Raw genomic sequence first — 17,567 nt, forward strand, 5'->3', positions numbered from 1 at the left:
AAATCAAAAAATAAATTAAAACAACAATAAAATGTCAATTTTAGTAAACAAAGATTCTAAAGTAATTGTACAAGGTTTTACAGGTAACGAAGGTACTTTCCATGCAGGTCAGATGATTGAGTACGGAACGAACGTAGTAGGTGGTGTCACACCTGGAAAGGGAGGCAGCGAGCACTTAGGAAAGCCGGTATTCAATACTGTTGCTGACGCTGTTGCCAAGGCAGGAGCCAATGTAAGTATCATCTTTGTACCGCCAGCATTCGCTGCAGATGCAATCATGGAAGCTGCGGAAGCGGGAATCAAAGTAATCGTATGTATTACAGAAGGTATTCCTGTTGCAGACATGGTAAAGGTAAAATCTTATATCGCTGACAGAGAATGCAGATTGATCGGTCCAAACTGTCCGGGAATCATCACTTCTGATGAAGCTAAAATTGGTATCATGCCAGGTTTCGTTTTCAAAAAAGGAAAAGTAGGAATCGTTTCAAAATCAGGAACTCTGACTTATGAAGCTGCTGATCAGGTGGTAAAAGCCGGTTATGGTGTTTCTACCGCCATTGGAATCGGTGGTGATCCAATTATTGGAACTACCACAAGAGAAGCATTGGAATTATTCATCAACGACCCGGAAACTGAAGCGGTTGTAATGATTGGTGAAATCGGTGGTGGTCTTGAAGCTGAAGCAGCGAGATGGTACAAAGCCAGCGGTTCTACAAAACCGGTTGTTGGTTTTATCGCAGGACAGACTGCTCCTAAAGGAAGAACGATGGGGCATGCAGGTGCTATCGTAGGAGGTGACGAGGATACAGCTCAGGCTAAAATGGAAATTATGAGAGAAAACGGTATCAATGTAGTAGATTCCCCTGCTGACATTGGTGTTACCGTAGCCAAAGTTTTAGGATAACCTCCTAAACAATAAAATGATATGTAATCGCCTTGACTGACTTAGAAGCAAGCAATGAGCAGAAAGGCGGTTACATTTCTTTCCTGATTTTATTCAGGATAAATTTAAAACAATACAATGTACATATGAAAAAATTTTTATTAACATCCGCTTTGGCTTTTTCTGCGATATCCTTTGCACAAATAGATCTAAGCAGTACTAGATTTGGAGTAACCGCAGGCGCAAATTACTCTAGAGTTAAAAATGCTCATAATCCCTCCGGAGCAAGGTTTGCTTTTCAGGGAGGAGTTTTGGCACTAATCCCAATGGGAAGTTCCAATCAGTTTTATCTTCAGCCGGAAGTGGTATATTATGGAGCAGGAGAATCCGGAAAAGATAAAGATGCTAAAGGTTTGGCAGGTTATGATGCAATGTATGCAAATAACTACATCAGCGTTCCTGTTTCCTTCAAAGGATATTTTTCAGAAGCTGAATCGGAATTCTTTGGGTTGATCGGACCTAGATTCAATTTCCTTATCGACCAGAAAGTTAAAAACGAATCCCGTGAAATCTACAGAACAGATCAGCTGGGAAAGGCTAAATCATTTAACTTCGCCATTGGTGCAGGTCTTGGGTACAGCTATAAAAGACAACTTGAAGTTGCTTTAAAATATGATTTCGGATTATCTAATACGTATCCGGATTTGGATGAAAGTAAATTAGATCCAAACTCTGCTAAAAAGAAATCTGAACAGGTTTTGAGTGTAAGCTTAAGCTACATCTTTAATTAAGAAGTTTTCATTTAAACATAAAATACAAAAACTCCCGGAATATTATTTCGGGAGTTTTTGTATTTGAAAACAGGACGCTTCAAGTTTGTGAATCAAGCAATAATTAGCTTTCTTTAATTTTTAAAATTTTAATGAAAATGATCATCTGTTAACTTCTGATCCATTTCCAAAGTTCCTTAAGTGTTGCTTTGTTTCCATACATCAAAATTCCAACCCTGTAAATTTTTCCTGCCAGGAAAATCATAAAAATAGTTGTGGCAAGAAGCAAGAATATAGATAAGGCAATCTGCCATGCCGGAACGCCGTACGGTATCCTTGCAATCATGGCAACGGGTGATGTGAAAGGAATAATGGATAACCAGAAACCTAACGGTCCGTCAGGATTATTCATCAGAGAAAAGCTTCCGTACATTCCTAAAGTTAAAGGTAAAATAGCGAATAAAGTAAATTGCTGTGTTTCCGTTTCGTTGTCAACTGCGGAGCCTATTGCTGCGTAGATCGAACTGTAAAAAATGTATCCCAAAAGGAAAAATACAATAAATACAAAAATGATTAAAGGAAAATTAAGATCCAGTAAACTGTGAGAAACCTGTGTCGCAATCTGAGCTATATCTAATTTTTCAGTTAATTCATTATTAGCTCCCGGTATATTTTTCTGAACAGATGAAAAACCTGTATTCAATACCAAAGCTCCGATTACTGACATCGTAATCCAGATAATGAACTGTGTAAGAGCCACCATGGTTACACCAAGAATTTTACCCATCATCAGTTCAAAAGGTTTTACAGAAGAGATGATAATTTCTACTACACGGTTATTTTTTTCCTCAAGAACACTTCTCATGACACGGACTCCGTAAATTATAATGAACATAAAAGTAACATACATTAATCCTAAACTTAATCCTGTCTTTACACCGAAAGCCAGATCCGAATCCTCTTTATTGTCTTCTGAAACATTAATAGTCTTCAGTTCAAAACTTTTGTCAAGATTGTTGAGCTGAGATTCAGCAATACCCAATTGCTTGATTTTTTCCTTTTTAATCACATTACTGATGTCAGAAATAATCTGCTGCTTGGTATCAAGACCAATTTTTGTATTGACAACCAGCCTGGTGTTTTTTTCAAGGTCATCAAAATTCTGACCTGAGATCTGAGGTAAGATAAGAATTCCATCTAAGTATTCATTGCCTTTCAGATTCTTGATTTTAGATTTTTCATCAGCTGCCGGAACAAAAATATATTCCAGTTTATCGTTAGATTTCAGCTGACCTTTGAAAAGCCCGCTGTTGTCTACCACTTCGATGATATTGTGGGATTCATTCGCTTTGAACATCAGTCCGATTACTGCTCCGAAAACAACAATCATTAAAGGAGCGAGTAAAGTAAGCAAAATGAATGATTTTTTCTTAACCTGAGTAAGAAATTCTCTTTTGGTAATTAAAAAAATATTTTTCATGGATAAATTCCGTTGTTGTGTACTATAAAATTAGATCTTCTGATTTTATCAGTGTCTGTGCATGAAGATGTCGTATTATGGAGGTATTTAATTTAAGAGCGGCTGCCACCAACAGCATTGATAAATACTTCATTCATACTCGGGATCTTTTCGTCAAATGACCTTACTTTTCCGACCTGGACAAGATCCAGAAGGATATCATTCTGATTGACGGTATTTTTAAGGTCAAACGAAATCAGATTGTTCTGTTCCGATAGATTGAAGATCTCATATTTGTTCTGAAAATTTTGAAGCTGTTCATTATTCACATCAGAAAGTGTGATTCCAAAAATATTCTTCTTGAATTTTTCTCTTACATCAAATACTCTTCCGTCGATAATTTTCTTAGAATTATCTATTAATGCTACATAATCACACATTTCTTCCACACTTTCCATCCGGTGGGTAGAAAGAATAATAGTGGTTCCGTTGTTTTTAAGTTCGATGATCTGATCTTTAATCAAATTAGCATTGACCGGATCAAAACCTGAAAAGGGCTCGTCAAGAATCAAAAGATGGGGTCGGTGTAGTACGGTGACTACAAACTGGATTTTCTGAGCCATCCCTTTGGAAAGTTCAGAAAGCTTTTTTTTCCACCACTGATCAATATGCAGCTTTTCAAACCATTTTTTTGCTTCATTGAGAGCGTCATTTTTTTTCATTCCTTTCAGTTCTCCGAAATAGAGAATCTGATCTCCGACACTCATGTTTTTATACAGACCTCTTTCCTCGGGCATATAACCGATATCCCTGATGTGATTGGGATTCAGCTTTTCTCCGTTAATGAAAACATCCCCGGAATCTGCCTGTGTAATTTGGTTGATGATACGGATAAACGAGGTTTTACCCGCTCCGTTGGGTCCGAGAAGACCGTAAATACTTCCTTGGGGAACGTGAATGCTAAAATCTTCCAGTGCTGTTTTTTTTCCGGCATTGTAGGTTTTAGTAATATGATCAGCTTTCAGCATGAATTTGTTTTTATAATGAGTATAAAAAATAATCCGAAAGTTACGGAAATATTGAAGCAGAATAAATCCAAAATAAAAAATCCTGATGATTATCAGGATTTAAGTATTATTGTTTTACTATTTGAGTAACTTTTTGCGTATTGTCACTGAGAATATACCTGATCAGATATTTCCCAGGTTTTAATTTTTCAATATTGATTTCAGCTTTGTTCGTATTGACATTGTAGTTGGCCACCTGTGTTCCCAATATAGAATAGAAAATAACTGATTTGATTTTTAAAGAAGAATCCTTGGCTTTTACCACCAGAAAATCTTTTGCGGGATTCGGGTATGCAGTAAGAACACCATCGTCAGATTTCTGAGATGTCGCTGTTGGCTCCTTGATCTGTGCTTTGATATTGTTGGAAAAACCAACAAAAGCGCCCGTGAATATGATTAAAAGTAAAAGTTTTTTCATCTAACGTATTATTTGCATAATTATTACTAACAAAAATAATAAATTCTATAATCATCTGCAACAGTTATTTATAGAACTTATATTAAATTTGCAATAAATTATTCAAAAAGTATTCCAAAATGATATATTCAAGAAACAGAAGATTGAGAGTAAATGAATCTATGAGGGGATTGGTTAGAGAGTGCAGTCTTTCTACAGACGATTTTGTGATGCCGGTTTTCGTAATGGAAGGAGAAAATAAAGAAGAAGCGATTTCATCGATGCCCGGAATTTTCAGACGAAGCATTGATCTGACTGTTAAAGAATGTAAGGAATTATTTTCTTTGGGGGTAAAAGCGGTAAATCTTTATATGAAGGTTTCAGATCACTTAAAGGATAATACGGGGAAAGAAGCATGGAATAAAAACGGCTTGATGCAGAATACCATCAGAGCTATAAAAGATGCTGTTCCCGAAATGGTCATTATGCCGGATGTTGCTTTAGATCCTTATTCAGTCTACGGTCATGACGGGATCATAGAGGGTGGAAAAATTTTAAATGATGCGACCAATGATGCTTTGGCCAGAATGTCAGTATCACATGCAGAAGCAGGTGCAGACATAGTGGCACCGAGTGATATGATGGATGGCAGAGTTTTGGCGATTCGTGAAGCTTTGGAGCAGAGTGGATTTCATGATGTCGGAATTCTGAGCTATGCTGCAAAATATGCAAGTTCGTTTTACGGACCTTTCCGCAGTGCTCTTGACAGTGCACCTAAAGATGATCTGGAGATCCCAAAAGATAAAAAAACCTATCAGATGGATTTTCACAATTCCCGTGAAGCTTTAAATGAAGTATTTAAAGATGTAGAAGAAGGTGCTGATATTATTATGATCAAACCGGGACTTCCTTATCTGGATATTGTTGCAAAGGTTCGTGAAGTCATTGATTTACCCATTGCAGTATATAATGTCAGTGGAGAATATGCCATGCTGAAAGCTGCGGCTCAAAATGGCTGGTTAGACAATGATAAAGCAATTATTGAAAGTCTCACCTGCTTCAAGAGGGCAGGAGCAGATATGATCTTTACTTACGCTGCCAAAGAAGCTGCAATGCTCTTACATAAATAAGGATAAATGTGAAAAGCACTTCGATCGAAGTGCTTTTCTGTTTTTTTAAGAATAATTACTATCCGAAACAGGCATTGTAATGAGGAGATCCCGGTACAATCGGTTGCTGGCCACCTTTATCATACACACAGATATTTGAGGGGCACAAATACCATCCCGGTTGACAATTGCCATTTTCATCAGGAAATCTAATATTTCCACCATTAATTTTCATTAGGCTTTTTCTTGTTAATTTTTTCATGATAAAATCTTGTTTTAGTGAAAAACTAAATTAGCAAAAATATATCACATTATGTTAAAATCTTTTCCTTTGATAAATTTAGCGGCAAAGGGAGCCTGATTTCCGGAGTATTTTAAAACAAAATGTTTTTTGGTATCGGTATCAACTTTCGCTTCCACTTCGACATTCTGCGTCTGAAAACTAACATCTACGTTTACACCTGAATTTTTTTCAAGAAAAATCTCAACACTTTCTGCATAAAATAAAGAAGTACTCAGATAATTGAATTTGATGTTTTTCCGGTATGTTTTCGATTGGGAATCCGTGAAATCAGAATAACTTCTCATAATCTCAATTCCCGGAGAATCAATGTTTGTAATTCTCGATTTTGTTACTCCGTTGACACGTACGGAAAAACTTTTGGCACTGTTAATATCTCCGTTGATTCCGATATTGAACAGAGAGGGGAGAGATAGCCCATATTCAATCATATTTTCTTTGGTAAATTCAAAATCAGGGATCAGAGCTGCATGTCTGGGAACATGTGCCAGCTGATCTTTAACCTTTGCCAGCTGGATATCTGAAAAGAGAAAGCCTATCAGGTTGTTATTCGTTGTTCTCCAGTTCCTGCCGTTCCATTCGTAAATTTCACAGAGCAGCGTGTCTGTGGAGGAATGAGGGAGAAGATCGATGTCCTGCCATTTAAAAACCTCCTTGGCGTAAGGTCTTCTGTTGATCAGATTAATGCCAAGATCTAAAGCTAAAAGTTCTGTGAGCTGTTGATTATTTTCCATAAAAATTAAATTGTCATTGGTCATTTAAAATTATGAAAAAAAATTGTTCAAATCTAAAAAGAAGAAATTTATTAAACCTAAAGCCAGCCTTTTTTATTATGAACATAAGTATTGTCAAATTGTTCATCACTCATGAATAAATATAAAATACCTTCAATGAACGGAATAATCGAAGCAACTCCACAAGTAACAATGTTTAGGACAATCTGAATAATGCCTTCTTTCGTATAACCTAAATAGAATTTGTTCAAAGCTAACCAACCGACCAACAAACCTAAAAGTGCCGCAGTAATCTTCTTTTCCGATTTATAGGGAATACTGTTTTGCAGTTGTGTGTTGTTTTCTTTTGAATAGCCATAATTTTCCATAATTTAAATTTTTATTATTTATAAGTAGCATCTATTATGATATCGTTACATAGAATTGTTAAGATAACTGAAAATTAATATTCGTCTATTAAAATATCATAAAACTGACGTAACCGTTTTTTTAATCTGAAATTTAAATTCAAAAAAACTTTATCTTTGCCTTATGATTTTACGAGGAGAAAACTTAATCAAGGAATACGGTCCCAAAAAAGTTGTAAAAGGTGTTTCTGTAGAGGTTCAGCAGGGCGAAATTGTTGGTTTGCTGGGTCCGAACGGGGCAGGAAAAACGACTTCGTTTTATATGATCGTTGGTTTGGTAAAGCCGACTTCTGGAAAGATTTTTCTTGACAAACAGGAGATCACCACTGATGCAATGTACCGACGGGCCCAGAAAGGAATCGGTTATCTTGCTCAGGAGGCCTCTGTTTTCAGAAAACTTTCGGTAGAGGATAATATCATGGGAGTTCTGCAGCTGACGAAACTTTCAAAGCGTGAGCAGCAGATCAAATGTGACGAACTGATAGAAGAGTTTTCATTACAGCATGTAAGAAAAAACCGTGGTGATCTGCTCTCAGGTGGAGAAAGACGTAGAACCGAAATCGCAAGATGTCTTGCAACCAGCCCAAGTTTTATTTTACTGGATGAGCCTTTTGCCGGAGTAGATCCGATTGCTGTAGAAGATATTCAGAAAATCGTCAGAAGCCTTACCGATAAAAACATCGGAATTCTGATCACTGATCACAACGTACAGCAGACTTTGGCAATTACCAACAAAACCTACATTATGTTTGAAGGAAAGATCCTGAAAGAAGGTCTTCCTGAGGAACTGGCCAATGATCCGCAGGTAAGAGAAGCATATTTGGGAGAAAACTTTGTTTATCAGAGTATTTTTGACAAGCCAAGTAAGAAGACCTATGCATATAATATCTGGGCGGGTAATTTTGAATCCAAATCTCAGCTTCAGAGTTTTGTTAATGATCAGTTTGCTCAGTTCGATGATTTGAGACTGATGTATGGTTTTGAAGACATCAGCTTTGCTTCTTTAGCCAATTCTGAAATCGAGCATATTTTTGCTGATGTGGTTGATAAAAATGCGAATAATTCTTTTGTTTTTCAGCGTAAGGAAATCAATTTGCAGTATTCTCTGGAACAGGCAGAAGCAGAATCAAAAGCAGCAGGTAAGCCCGAATTGCATTATCTGACAACCTATGTTTATGAAGGATAAAGTTTAAATTTAAAAGAGAATTATTTGCTCTGAAATATAATAAAAACGTACCTTTTCTCTCAGAAACGGTACGTTTTTCTTTAAAACCAATTCATGGCAAAACCTTTTAACCGCACAGTTACCCTATTTGGAATTTACAAACAGCTGATTCCTTTTATAAAGCCGTACCGCCCGATGATCTATGGTACTTTATTTCTGACTTTTATCGGTGCTCTGGCAGCACAGGTGAATCCTCTGGTTCTGAAATATACGGTGGATGAAGTAACAAAACTTACCCATTTTCCTGATCCTATGAATCAGGGAGTCCATATCCTCATTGTCATTTCAATTATCTTATTGGGAAAAGAGCTGCTCAATATTTTTATCAATTTCGGACAGAAATTTTATGGTGAAAAAATCAGGATTAAAGTCAGTTCGGTTCTGGCACAATCTGCAATCGATAAAATTCTGACATACCGGGTTGCCTATTTTAATGATGAAAATCATGAATCCGGAAAGTTACAGATCAGGATAGACCGCGGAATCGAAAGTTTGACAAGATTGGTTCAGAACTTTTTTATTGATATACTTCCCCTGTTTTCAAATGCTTTCATTGCACTGATTATCATGTATATGCAGAATGTGTACGTGGGTCTGGTATCCACAGTCATTGTTCCTGTCTATTTTTATATCAGTTCGTTACAGGCAAAAAAGCTGGGAGGTGTGAGAAGGACGCTGAGAAATCAGAGAGAACAGAAAACTTCAGGACTCTTAAATTTAATCAACTCAATTATGGTGATTAAAAGTTTTGTCCGTGAAAAATTTGAGGGTAAAAAGCAGTATGACCTGCAGATGAAATTAATGGACAGCCAGATGTTTACCAGGAAAACCAATTTTATTTATGACGGGTTAAAAACTTTTATTGAACAGTTCGGAGTGGTTTTAATTATCCTTCTTACTGTATATATGGTATTGGATCAGCAGATGACCATCGGCGCTATTATGCTTCACATTATGCTTTTCAGTAACGTTTCTTCACCAATCAGGCAGCTGCACAGGATCTATGATGATATGAACGATGCAATGATCTATGCCGAAGGATATTTTGATATTTTGAATGCTGATCAGGAAAAGGAGCCGACCGGAACTTTTGTTGAAAATAAAATTACCGGCAATTTTGAATTAAAAAATGTCAACTTTACCTATCCGAATGGCACGAAAGCCTTGAATGATGTTTCTATGTTCATTGAAAATGGGAAAACAACGGCTCTGGTAGGATTAAGCGGTGCCGGAAAATCAACGGTTATCAATCTTCTCTGTAAATTTTATCTGCCGGATTCCGGTGAAATAAGTTTAGATAAAGTTGATTTGAATCAATACAATAATACTTTCCTGCGTGGCGACCTGGGACTTGTTTTGCAGAAGAACCATATTTTCCAGGGGAGTATAGAAGATAATATCCGTTATGGAAATATGAATGCAGGGTTTGAAGAAATAGAAGAAGCTGCAAGAAAAGCTTACCTCCACGAACAGATTTTAGATCTACCAGAAAAATACCGGCATGATGCTACCCAGCTTTCAGGCGGACAGCAGCAGAGAATTGCAATTGCAAGGCTTTTTTTAAAAAATCCACCCATTATTTTTCTTGATGAGCCCACGGCAAGTCTTGATGCAATTGCAACCGAACAGATCAAAAATTCATTAGATGCCATTAAAGAAGGCAGGACTGTAGTTATAATTTCTCATTCTCTTTCCCAGATTTTAGATTCAGATAAAATCTATGTGATGAAAAAAGGTCATGTTGTAGAAAGCGGAACCCATGATGAACTTTTTGAAAAGGACGGGACATACAGGGAAATTTTTGACGCTTCTGCAAGAAGTCTGAACCTTGGCCGTTTAATAAAAACCTACAAAGAAAATTAATGCAGGATCATTATCTGAAAAAACTTGACAGGGTTACTGCAATTCTCACGCAGTTACAGTCTAAACCTCTCGTAAGAGCACAGGATCTAGCAGGAAGGTTTGAGGTCAGTGTAAGGACAATCTACCGTGATATCAAAACCCTTGAAAATGCCGGAATTCCAATAATCGGTGAAGCTGGAAGCGGTTATTCACTCATGGATGGCTATAAACTTCCGCCTGTAATGTTTAGCAGGGAAGAAGTGTTAAGTTTCATAACGGCTGAAAAACTCATGCAGAAATTTTCCCACCAGAGTTTAGGGAATCATTATCAGACTGCTATGGAAAAACTTCGTTCTGTCTTGAGAAATTCGGATAAAAATCTAATTCAGAATATTGAAAACCAGATCGATATATTTGATTATAGTCCTAAATCAGATGATACAGTGAAAAATATTATTCCGATTATCCTGGACAGTATTGCTGAAAAAAAACAGCTGTCTATCGAATATCAGCGTGTTGATGCAAATGTGTCAAGCCGTACGATTGAAGCCGTAGGAATTTTCTATGAATTCACTTACTGGTATATTATGGCATTTTGTACACTGAGAAAAGATTTCAGACAGTTCAGAGTCGACAGGATTATGAAAATTTCCAAAACTGAAATTCCATTTTCCCAGGAGTATGGAAAAATCAATGACCACCGCAGAGTTGCATCAAAAACCACAACAAAAGTAAAATTACTGGTTGATAAAAAAATTATAGGGTATCTGGTGAATTCTAAAAGCTATTACGGATTGATCAGTGAAGAAGAAACTGATAAAGGAATTGAAATGACTTTTGAAACAGAATGGATTGATGAAGGATTTCCCCGGTGGCTGATTACTTTTGCAGACTATGCTGAAATTGTGGAGCCGGAATTTTTAAAAACTAAAATGAAAGATTTAATCACTAAAATTGCAAAAAGATTTTAAATACATGAAGACGTTTTTTTTACGAAGTTTATTGGTACTAACGCTTACACATTCTGCCGCAGCGTTAGCCTGTTCCGCCTTTTTATTAAAAGGAAAAAACCACTGCGTGGTGGGTTTCAATGAAAACTGGAAAACAATGCCGGGAATGATTGTCGTCAATAAACGCGGTGTCTCAAAGAGAAATATAAGCTGGGAAAATCTGACGACAAATAATGTAAAAGCTCAAAAAGAATGGATTTCAAAATACGGTTCGGTGACTTTCAACCTTCTCGGGTATGATTTCCCCTGTTATGGTGTCAATGAGAAAGGACTTTTTCTGGTCGAATTATATCTGGAGGAAACTACAAAAGTTTACAATCCGAAAAAGCCCAATATGTTCTGGGCACAGTGGATTCAATATCAGCTGGATCATTATAATTCTGTAAAAGAAGTTGTAGATCACCTGAATACAGGCCCCAATATTGACTGGTGGCCAAACGCTGCCGGAAGTCATTTTTTCGTGACCGATGCCAAAGGAAACTCCGCCACCATAGCTCTGCTTAACGGAAAATATACCGTGCTGACAGACAAAGAAATGCCGATGCCGCTTCTGTGTAATAATCAGTATAAAAAAGACCTGGAGGCTGCTGAAAAGTTTGATTTTCTGGGTGGACGTGAAAAGTTTGATTTTGCACAGCAGGGAAAATGGGAAGACCGCTACAACCGTGCTTACTATATGCTGCAAAACTATCAATATGATGATAAACCAATAGATTATGCGTGGAATATTTTAAATTCAATACATGCAGGTGAATGGCAGACCGTGATCGATGTGAAAAATATGAACCTTTCTTTTCGATCAGATCTTAAAAAAGAAATAAAAACGATTGACCTGAAAAAGCTTGATTTTTCAAAGGACGCAAAAGTGAAGTTTCTTGATATTCATACAGATCAGCTAGGAGAGGTCAATAAGGATTTTCAGGTCTTAACAATGAATAGAAATAATGCATATGTTGAAAAAGGATTCCCGATCGGTTACGATAATAAAGAATTTGGAACTTCTGAAATTTTTCAGACACTGAAAGAAAATATCAAAAAATTCTTCAGATCTGTCTTACCTTAATAGATATCGATATACAGGAAAAAGTATATAGGGAGTAAGTGAGTTAGCACGGTGGATGCTACTTTACTTACCGTTAATAACAAAAAGCTTTCAGAATTTTCTGAAAGCTTTTTTGTTGGCCTTAATTCAGATTAAAATCTTTCCCAGAAGAACGGCGGTTCAATGCCTAAGGCTCTCAAGTACGTAAAGCCCTGTCCACGATGATGAACTTCATTATCAATAAAATACAGGATGTTCTGATAAACAGGAAATTCATACTGACCGAATAAATTGAACGTTTCCTGGAATCTTTCTTCTGAAATCAGATTAAAATAATGATTGATAACCTCCGTTTCCTCGTCCCATTTTTTCAGAATTTCTTCTTTTGTTTTCGGCTGAAAAGCTTCTTCTGAAAACTCTTCCACCTGTGAGTCAACGATTCCTTTCAAGGCAGGTCCAGCAATGCTGATCAACTCAACGGCTAATTGGGCAAATGGTCTCATTCCACCGATTGAAAACCCGAAAAGTTCTTTTTCAGGGAACATGTCGATAACTCTTCTTGTCAGGTTTCTGTGACCCTGCCAATGTTCCAGAAGTTGTGCTGCACTGATAAATTGTTTTGTTGTTGCTGCTGTAGTTGTCATAACGTGTTTGTTTTTTTGTTAATGTTAAGACAAAGGTAAGGTCAGATGATGACAACAGTTTGTCAGTAGGAAATCAGATCGATGTTTTTTTATTTCAAAGATTTAAAAAAAGCAGAACGACTGAAACTTAAAGTCATCTTATAGTATAATTTGACCGGAGAATTTTAGACCTGGTCATTTAAAGATAGAGTACTGCTAACGTCAAAATTAAGGCAGGGATCATTACAAGGATACCAACCTTTAAAAACTCCCAGGCAGAAATACGGTAACCTTCTTTTCTTAAAGCGACCAGCCAGAGAATTGTAGCTAAAGAGCCGGTAACAGATAAATTCGGGCCTAAGTCTATACCGATCAGTACAGCATTCTTTACTGAGTCTGAAATCTGGGCAAGTTGTAAAGTGCTTCCTGCAATTAATCCTGCGGGTAAATTATTCGTAAGATTACTGCCAAAACCCATTATTAAGCCAGTTGTAAAAACTGCAAGATCTTGTGACTGAGCAGAAAAGTCAGTCAGTACAGATGCCAGAAGATTAATAATTCCCGTCGTATTCAGTGCTTCTACAATAATAAATAGTCCGGCAACTAAAGGAAGTACAGACCAGGAAACCTCTTTGATGATCTTCACAGGAGACTTTTTTGAAATTAGAATTACAGTAAGTGAAGTTAAAATCCCGGTAACTGCAGTAGGTAGACCCAGATCAAGACTGAATGAAGATGCTGTTAATAAAACAACAGCCGTAAAAGCAATTCCAAAGGCAGCAGATTTGCCACCAACAGACAATTGGGGAACCGTAACATCCGATTCTATTTTCTGTCTGAGAGATTTCTTTTGTGTAAAATAAAGCATGATGAAAGTAACAAGAATAGAAACCAGAGAAGGAAGTAAAAAATGACTGAACCACACAGGAAGTGAAGGCATATCTTTTCCGTAAATAACAAAGTTAGCAGGATTGGAAATGGGTAAAACAAACGAAGCTGCATTGGCAATAAATGCACAGATGAGTAAATAAGGAAGAGGCTGTTTTACGTTAGCCGCTTTCATGGCAGCAATTACAGCAGGTGTCAAAACGACTGCAGTTGCATCATTTGAAAGAAATACAGTAACGAAGGTGCCTACCAGATAAATAAGAATAAACAATTTAACGGGTGAACCTTTAGATAGACGGGTGGCAAAAGCAGCAAGCCAATCGAACAGTTTTTCTTCTTTAGCGGTTTCAGCCAGAAGCATCATTCCAATTAAAAAAAAATAAACATCACTGCCGTTTTTTATTCCTTCAAAAGACTGACTCAGGGAAAGTAAACCTGAAACTATCAGAATAAGCGCACCTGAAACTGCCCAGACAGCTTCTGCTATCTTAAAAGGACGGATAATGACGAATGCCGTTGTCACCAAAGCAGTCAACCATATCAATTGATTATGATCCATTGAAAATTAAATTATAAATCTAAATAACTGACGTAACTTCTAACAACATTTTTTTAAAGAAGAGGCAAAAACCATCCACACCACGATTGATACTGTTGCGAAACTCCCGAGAATCAAAAACGCGGAACCATAATCCATCTTCTGTGCGATCCAGCCACCGATTGCGGGGCTTAAAGCGGCACCGATTCCCTGAACTGTCATCACCGCACCCTGTCCTACATTAATTCTTCCGGTTCCGTTCAATATCTTTGCTACTAAAGCAGGGACAGCCACACTCTGTAATCCGGCGCCTATGCCGTCGAGGATCTGAACGGGATAAATTCCGAATGAACTGACAAAGCGGGAGGCAATGTAACCCCGGATCGGCAGCGAGAAAAAGGAAATGAGCATGACAAAATAATATCCTTTTACAGCACCACTTCTCATGGCAATTATCGATGTAATAATCATTGTAGCCTGAGCAATAACAATGGTAAGTGCAACAAATAAGGAGGGATCATTACTGTTTTTTGCAGCATTTGCCAAACCATATAATGGAAGCATGGCCCCATTCCCTAAGTGAAAAAAGGCAAGACAGACTGCCAGAATGATTAATGCTTTGGTTTCAAATAAAACTTTAAAGCCGCTGGCCTTATCGTTACGGTGTTCCTCTCCTTCTTTTAAACCACGCGAAGCATTATAATCAATACTATCTGCGGGAATTGCAAATGTGGTTATAATCGTAAGAACACCAAATACAGCTGCCAGGATAAAAATTGCAGGCATCCCGAATTTCCATCCCAGAAAACCAGAAAGACCGGCTGCAATCATATTTCCCGCATGATTATAGGCCTGATTAATACCATTCTGCCGGTTAAAGCCCTTTTGTTTTACAATTCCCAAAGTAATTCCGATGACTGCAGGACCAATGGCTGCACCGGCAACAGCAGTAGCGATCTGAGATGCTGTCACCAGCCAAAAATCCTGGGAAACTAAAATCAGTCCCGAAGCAATGATTGTGAAAATTGCAGGAATGATTACATAAAGCCGCTTATTCTTACTCATATCAATAAGTGCACCTGCGGGTGTAGTGACCAGCATCCCAAAAATACCAGCTATCGATAAAACGGTTCCTATCAAGCCGCTTTCCCACTGGTGTGCTAACAGAAAAACTCCTAAAAAAGGACCGATTCCTGCCTGAACATCGGCCATAAAAAGATTTAAAAATTTTAGTTGTAAAAGACCTTTTTTTGGTGTTTCCTGTATGTTTTCCATCATCGTATTCGGTATTTTTCCGATAAATAAATATATTACAATTTTTCAAGCTGTAGAAAAAAAAGTACATTAGTACCATGAAAATTTATACCAAAACAGGCGACAAAGGACAGACCGCTTTGTATGGCGGAACAAGAGTTTCTAAGGCAAGCGCAAGAGTAGAAAGTTATGGGAATATTGATGAACTCAATTCGTTTATCGGAATCTCAAAAAGTCATATTGGCGATGAAGAAGTTTTAAGACAGCTGAAAAAAATACAGTTTGATTTGTTTACGGTAGGCTCTGAAGCAGCAACACCGGTTGACAAACTGATGCTGGCAAACGGAAAATCCCGTCTTCCTCTGGTTATTTCAAATCAGGAAATTGAAGAACTCGAAAACTGGATGGATGCTTTTGAAGAAAAATTGGAACCGCTTCAGTATTTTATACTTCCGGGAGGTGGAAAATCATCAACATTTTTACACGCTGCAAGAACCATCTGCAGAAGAGCAGAAAGGTCTTTGGTCTTTTTAAATGAATCTGAAGAAGTACGTCCTGAACTGATTAAATACTTAAACCGGCTTTCAGACTACCTTTTTGTTCTGGCAAGATATATTTCAAAAATCAACAACGAGCCTGAAGAATACTGGAATCCGAATGAAAGATAATATGGTAAGAATAGTTCTTCTTTTGTTCTGTATATTTTCTCATTCTCTTTTTTCTCAGGACATCACTGTGTATCTTGATGAGGGAGACCAGTTTATTTCCAAAAATAAATTTTCTGATGCCGAAAGTATTTTCCGCAGGGGACTGAAAGAAAATCCTGAGAATCCAATTTTAAAATCGCAATTGGCTTTATCCCTGATCAATCAGGATAAAAATGCTGAGGCAGAGAAGATCATTGATGAAATTCTGGCATTACAGCCGGAATTCACTGCAGCACTCTGGTATGGCGGAATTAACAATTTTAGTAAAAAAGAACCCGATTTCAGGAAAGCAATTTTCTATTTTGAAAAAGCTTATCCTCTGATTGATGCAAATTCAGGACAGTATTCCGGGGTCAATTATTTCATTGGAAGATCATACCGGAAACTGCTATACAGAGAAGGACTGACTTATCCTGAAGTGGACAGAATGCTGGAAACGTATAAAAAATATATCGAATTGCAGCCTGATGCAGAAGATAACCTGGACGCAAGAAGTTTCGTAAAAAAAACAGAAGAAAAAAGACCGGGTAAAAATGTAGCGAAATGGATTATCATGACACAGCAGAACGTACAGGAACTGATGAATAAAACGACGGAATAATGAAAAAAGCTTTATTATTTATCAATGGAGATGCTCCGGAATCCTTTCCTGATCCGGAAAATTATGATCTGATTGCCTGTACAGACGGTGCTTTTCATTATTTAAAACGATTGGGTTTTCCGTTGGAAAAATTAGATTTTATCTCCGGTGACTTTGATTCACATTCAGGGGCGGATGAAAATGTATATGAAGATAAATTCATTTATACTCCGGATCAGGAAAAGACCGATTTTCATAAAGCCTTAGAGATCATATCAGAAAAAGACTTTAAAAATATTGATGTTTTTGGTGCGAGTGGAGGAGAACAGGATCATTTTTTGGGAAATCTCACCGTTGCTTATACATTTAAAGAAAATTTAAACATAAAATTTTACGATGAATTTTCTGAATATTTTTTTATTCCCAAAACTTATCTGCTGAAAAATGTTAAGGATAAACTCGTCTCGCTCTATCCTTTCCCAACAGTTGAACAGGTGATAACTCAGGGATTGAATTGGTCCTTAAGTCGTGAAAATCTGAGTGTTACCACCAGAATAGGAACCAGGAATTTTGCTGTTGAAGATGAGGTTACCATTACCTATGAGAAAGGGGATCTGATGATCTTTATAGGAAGGGAATATCTCTGAAAATTCCATAGACCGGAACGATTTTACTAATTTCAAATCTTCGAAAACTTTAAGAAAATTTAAAACTAAAAAATCAAACTTTTT

The 17,567-nt window shown here is 37.2% G+C and carries 18 protein-coding genes and 1 pseudogene; 10 read left to right on the forward strand and 9 right to left on the reverse strand.

Going from position 1 to position 17,567, the window contains the following annotated elements; translation table 11 throughout:
- Positions 1-31: 31 nt before the first annotated feature.
- Both sucD and AC2A07_RS06745 read left to right on the forward strand, forming a co-directional pair.
- Entirely contained in the window at positions 32-904 is an 873-nt protein-coding gene (gene sucD, locus AC2A07_RS06740; RefSeq protein ID WP_314493977.1) for a succinate--CoA ligase subunit alpha, read from the forward strand.
- Positions 905-1,029: 125 nt separating this feature from the next.
- Positions 1,030-1,674, forward strand: a complete 645-nt coding sequence (locus tag AC2A07_RS06745; RefSeq protein ID WP_484049785.1) for a porin family protein — start codon at positions 1,030-1,032, stop codon at positions 1,672-1,674.
- A gap of 148 nt (positions 1,675-1,822) precedes the next feature.
- On the opposite strand, the gene AC2A07_RS06750 is transcribed toward AC2A07_RS06745, so the two are convergent.
- The 3 genes from AC2A07_RS06750 to AC2A07_RS06760 form a co-directional block, all read right to left on the reverse strand.
- On the reverse strand, positions 1,823-3,133 hold the full coding sequence (locus AC2A07_RS06750) for an ABC transporter permease (RefSeq protein WP_484049786.1): 1,311 nt from the start codon (positions 3,131-3,133) through the stop codon (positions 1,823-1,825).
- Positions 3,134-3,225: 92 nt separating this feature from the next.
- The gene (locus tag AC2A07_RS06755; protein WP_484049787.1) at positions 3,226-4,140 is read right to left on the reverse strand and encodes an ABC transporter ATP-binding protein; all 915 of its coding nucleotides are present in this window, start codon (positions 4,138-4,140) and stop codon (positions 3,226-3,228) included.
- A 106-nt stretch (positions 4,141-4,246) separates the two neighbouring features.
- Positions 4,247-4,597 carry a T9SS type A sorting domain-containing protein gene (locus AC2A07_RS06760; protein WP_314493969.1) on the reverse strand — a complete coding sequence of 117 codons (351 nt, stop codon included), beginning with the start codon at positions 4,595-4,597 and terminating at the stop codon, positions 4,247-4,249.
- A gap of 119 nt (positions 4,598-4,716) precedes the next feature.
- Here AC2A07_RS06760 and hemB point away from each other — a divergent pair, with 119 nt between their 5' ends.
- Positions 4,717-5,706 carry a porphobilinogen synthase gene (gene hemB / locus AC2A07_RS06765; RefSeq protein ID WP_484049788.1) on the forward strand — a complete coding sequence of 330 codons (990 nt, stop codon included), beginning with the start codon at positions 4,717-4,719 and terminating at the stop codon, positions 5,704-5,706.
- A gap of 58 nt (positions 5,707-5,764) precedes the next feature.
- Here the strand turns inward: hemB and AC2A07_RS06770 are convergent, their stop codons facing one another.
- From AC2A07_RS06770 to AC2A07_RS06780, 3 genes are all read right to left on the reverse strand, one after another.
- Complete coding sequence (locus AC2A07_RS06770; protein WP_314493965.1) at positions 5,765-5,947, reverse strand: hypothetical protein; 183 nt, start codon at positions 5,945-5,947, stop codon at positions 5,765-5,767.
- 44 nt (positions 5,948-5,991) lie between these two features.
- Positions 5,992-6,720, reverse strand: coding sequence for a hypothetical protein (locus AC2A07_RS06775; RefSeq protein ID WP_314493964.1), 729 nt, complete (start codon positions 6,718-6,720; stop codon positions 5,992-5,994).
- Between the two features lie 77 nt (positions 6,721-6,797).
- Entirely contained in the window at positions 6,798-7,088 is a 291-nt protein-coding gene (locus AC2A07_RS06780) for a TM2 domain-containing protein (protein WP_484049789.1), read from the reverse strand.
- A gap of 163 nt (positions 7,089-7,251) precedes the next feature.
- On the opposite strand from AC2A07_RS06780, the pseudogene lptB reads away from it, so the two are divergent.
- From lptB to AC2A07_RS06800, 4 genes and pseudogenes are all read left to right on the forward strand, one after another.
- Positions 7,252-7,977 (forward strand): annotated as a pseudogene (lptB, locus tag AC2A07_RS06785) (LPS export ABC transporter ATP-binding protein); the annotation flags it as partial.
- A 510-nt stretch (positions 7,978-8,487) separates the two neighbouring features.
- Complete coding sequence (locus AC2A07_RS06790; protein ID WP_484049830.1) at positions 8,488-10,215, forward strand: ABC transporter ATP-binding protein; 1,728 nt, start codon at positions 8,488-8,490, stop codon at positions 10,213-10,215.
- The gene (locus AC2A07_RS06795; protein ID WP_484049790.1) at positions 10,215-11,165 is read left to right on the forward strand and encodes a helix-turn-helix transcriptional regulator; all 951 of its coding nucleotides are present in this window, start codon (positions 10,215-10,217) and stop codon (positions 11,163-11,165) included. The genes AC2A07_RS06790 and AC2A07_RS06795 overlap by 1 nt, the downstream gene beginning before the upstream one ends.
- 4 nt (positions 11,166-11,169) lie before the next feature.
- On the forward strand, positions 11,170-12,267 hold the full coding sequence (locus AC2A07_RS06800; RefSeq protein ID WP_484049791.1) for a linear amide C-N hydrolase: 1,098 nt from the start codon (positions 11,170-11,172) through the stop codon (positions 12,265-12,267).
- A gap of 131 nt (positions 12,268-12,398) precedes the next feature.
- Here AC2A07_RS06800 and AC2A07_RS06805 read toward each other — a convergent pair whose 3' ends face one another.
- The 3 genes from AC2A07_RS06805 to AC2A07_RS06815 all read right to left on the reverse strand — a co-directional run bounded on the left by AC2A07_RS06805 (position 12,399) and on the right by AC2A07_RS06815 (position 15,573).
- Positions 12,399-12,890: a DinB family protein gene (locus AC2A07_RS06805; RefSeq protein ID WP_484049792.1), complete on the reverse strand. Its 492-nt coding sequence runs from the start codon at positions 12,888-12,890 to the stop codon at positions 12,399-12,401.
- A gap of 178 nt (positions 12,891-13,068) precedes the next feature.
- Positions 13,069-14,316, reverse strand: coding sequence for an arsenic transporter (locus AC2A07_RS06810; RefSeq protein WP_484049793.1), 1,248 nt, complete (start codon positions 14,314-14,316; stop codon positions 13,069-13,071).
- Between the two features lie 39 nt (positions 14,317-14,355).
- Complete coding sequence (locus AC2A07_RS06815; protein WP_484049794.1) at positions 14,356-15,573, reverse strand: MFS transporter; 1,218 nt, start codon at positions 15,571-15,573, stop codon at positions 14,356-14,358.
- 74 nt (positions 15,574-15,647) lie between these two features.
- Here AC2A07_RS06815 and AC2A07_RS06820 point away from each other — a divergent pair, with 74 nt between their 5' ends.
- From AC2A07_RS06820 to AC2A07_RS06830, 3 genes are read left to right on the forward strand one after another with little or no spacing between them, the layout of a single operon-like run.
- Complete coding sequence (locus AC2A07_RS06820) at positions 15,648-16,217, forward strand: cob(I)yrinic acid a,c-diamide adenosyltransferase (RefSeq protein ID WP_484049795.1); 570 nt, start codon at positions 15,648-15,650, stop codon at positions 16,215-16,217.
- 1 nt (position 16,218) lies between these two features.
- Positions 16,219-16,857 carry a tetratricopeptide repeat protein gene (locus AC2A07_RS06825; protein WP_484049796.1) on the forward strand — a complete coding sequence of 213 codons (639 nt, stop codon included), beginning with the start codon at positions 16,219-16,221 and terminating at the stop codon, positions 16,855-16,857.
- Entirely contained in the window at positions 16,857-17,483 is a 627-nt protein-coding gene (locus AC2A07_RS06830; protein WP_484049797.1) for a thiamine diphosphokinase, read from the forward strand. The genes AC2A07_RS06825 and AC2A07_RS06830 overlap by 1 nt, the downstream gene beginning before the upstream one ends.
- The last annotated feature ends 84 nt before the right edge of the window (positions 17,484-17,567 follow it).

The organism is Chryseobacterium sp. HNCC26DJ238 (assembly GCF_057180465.1).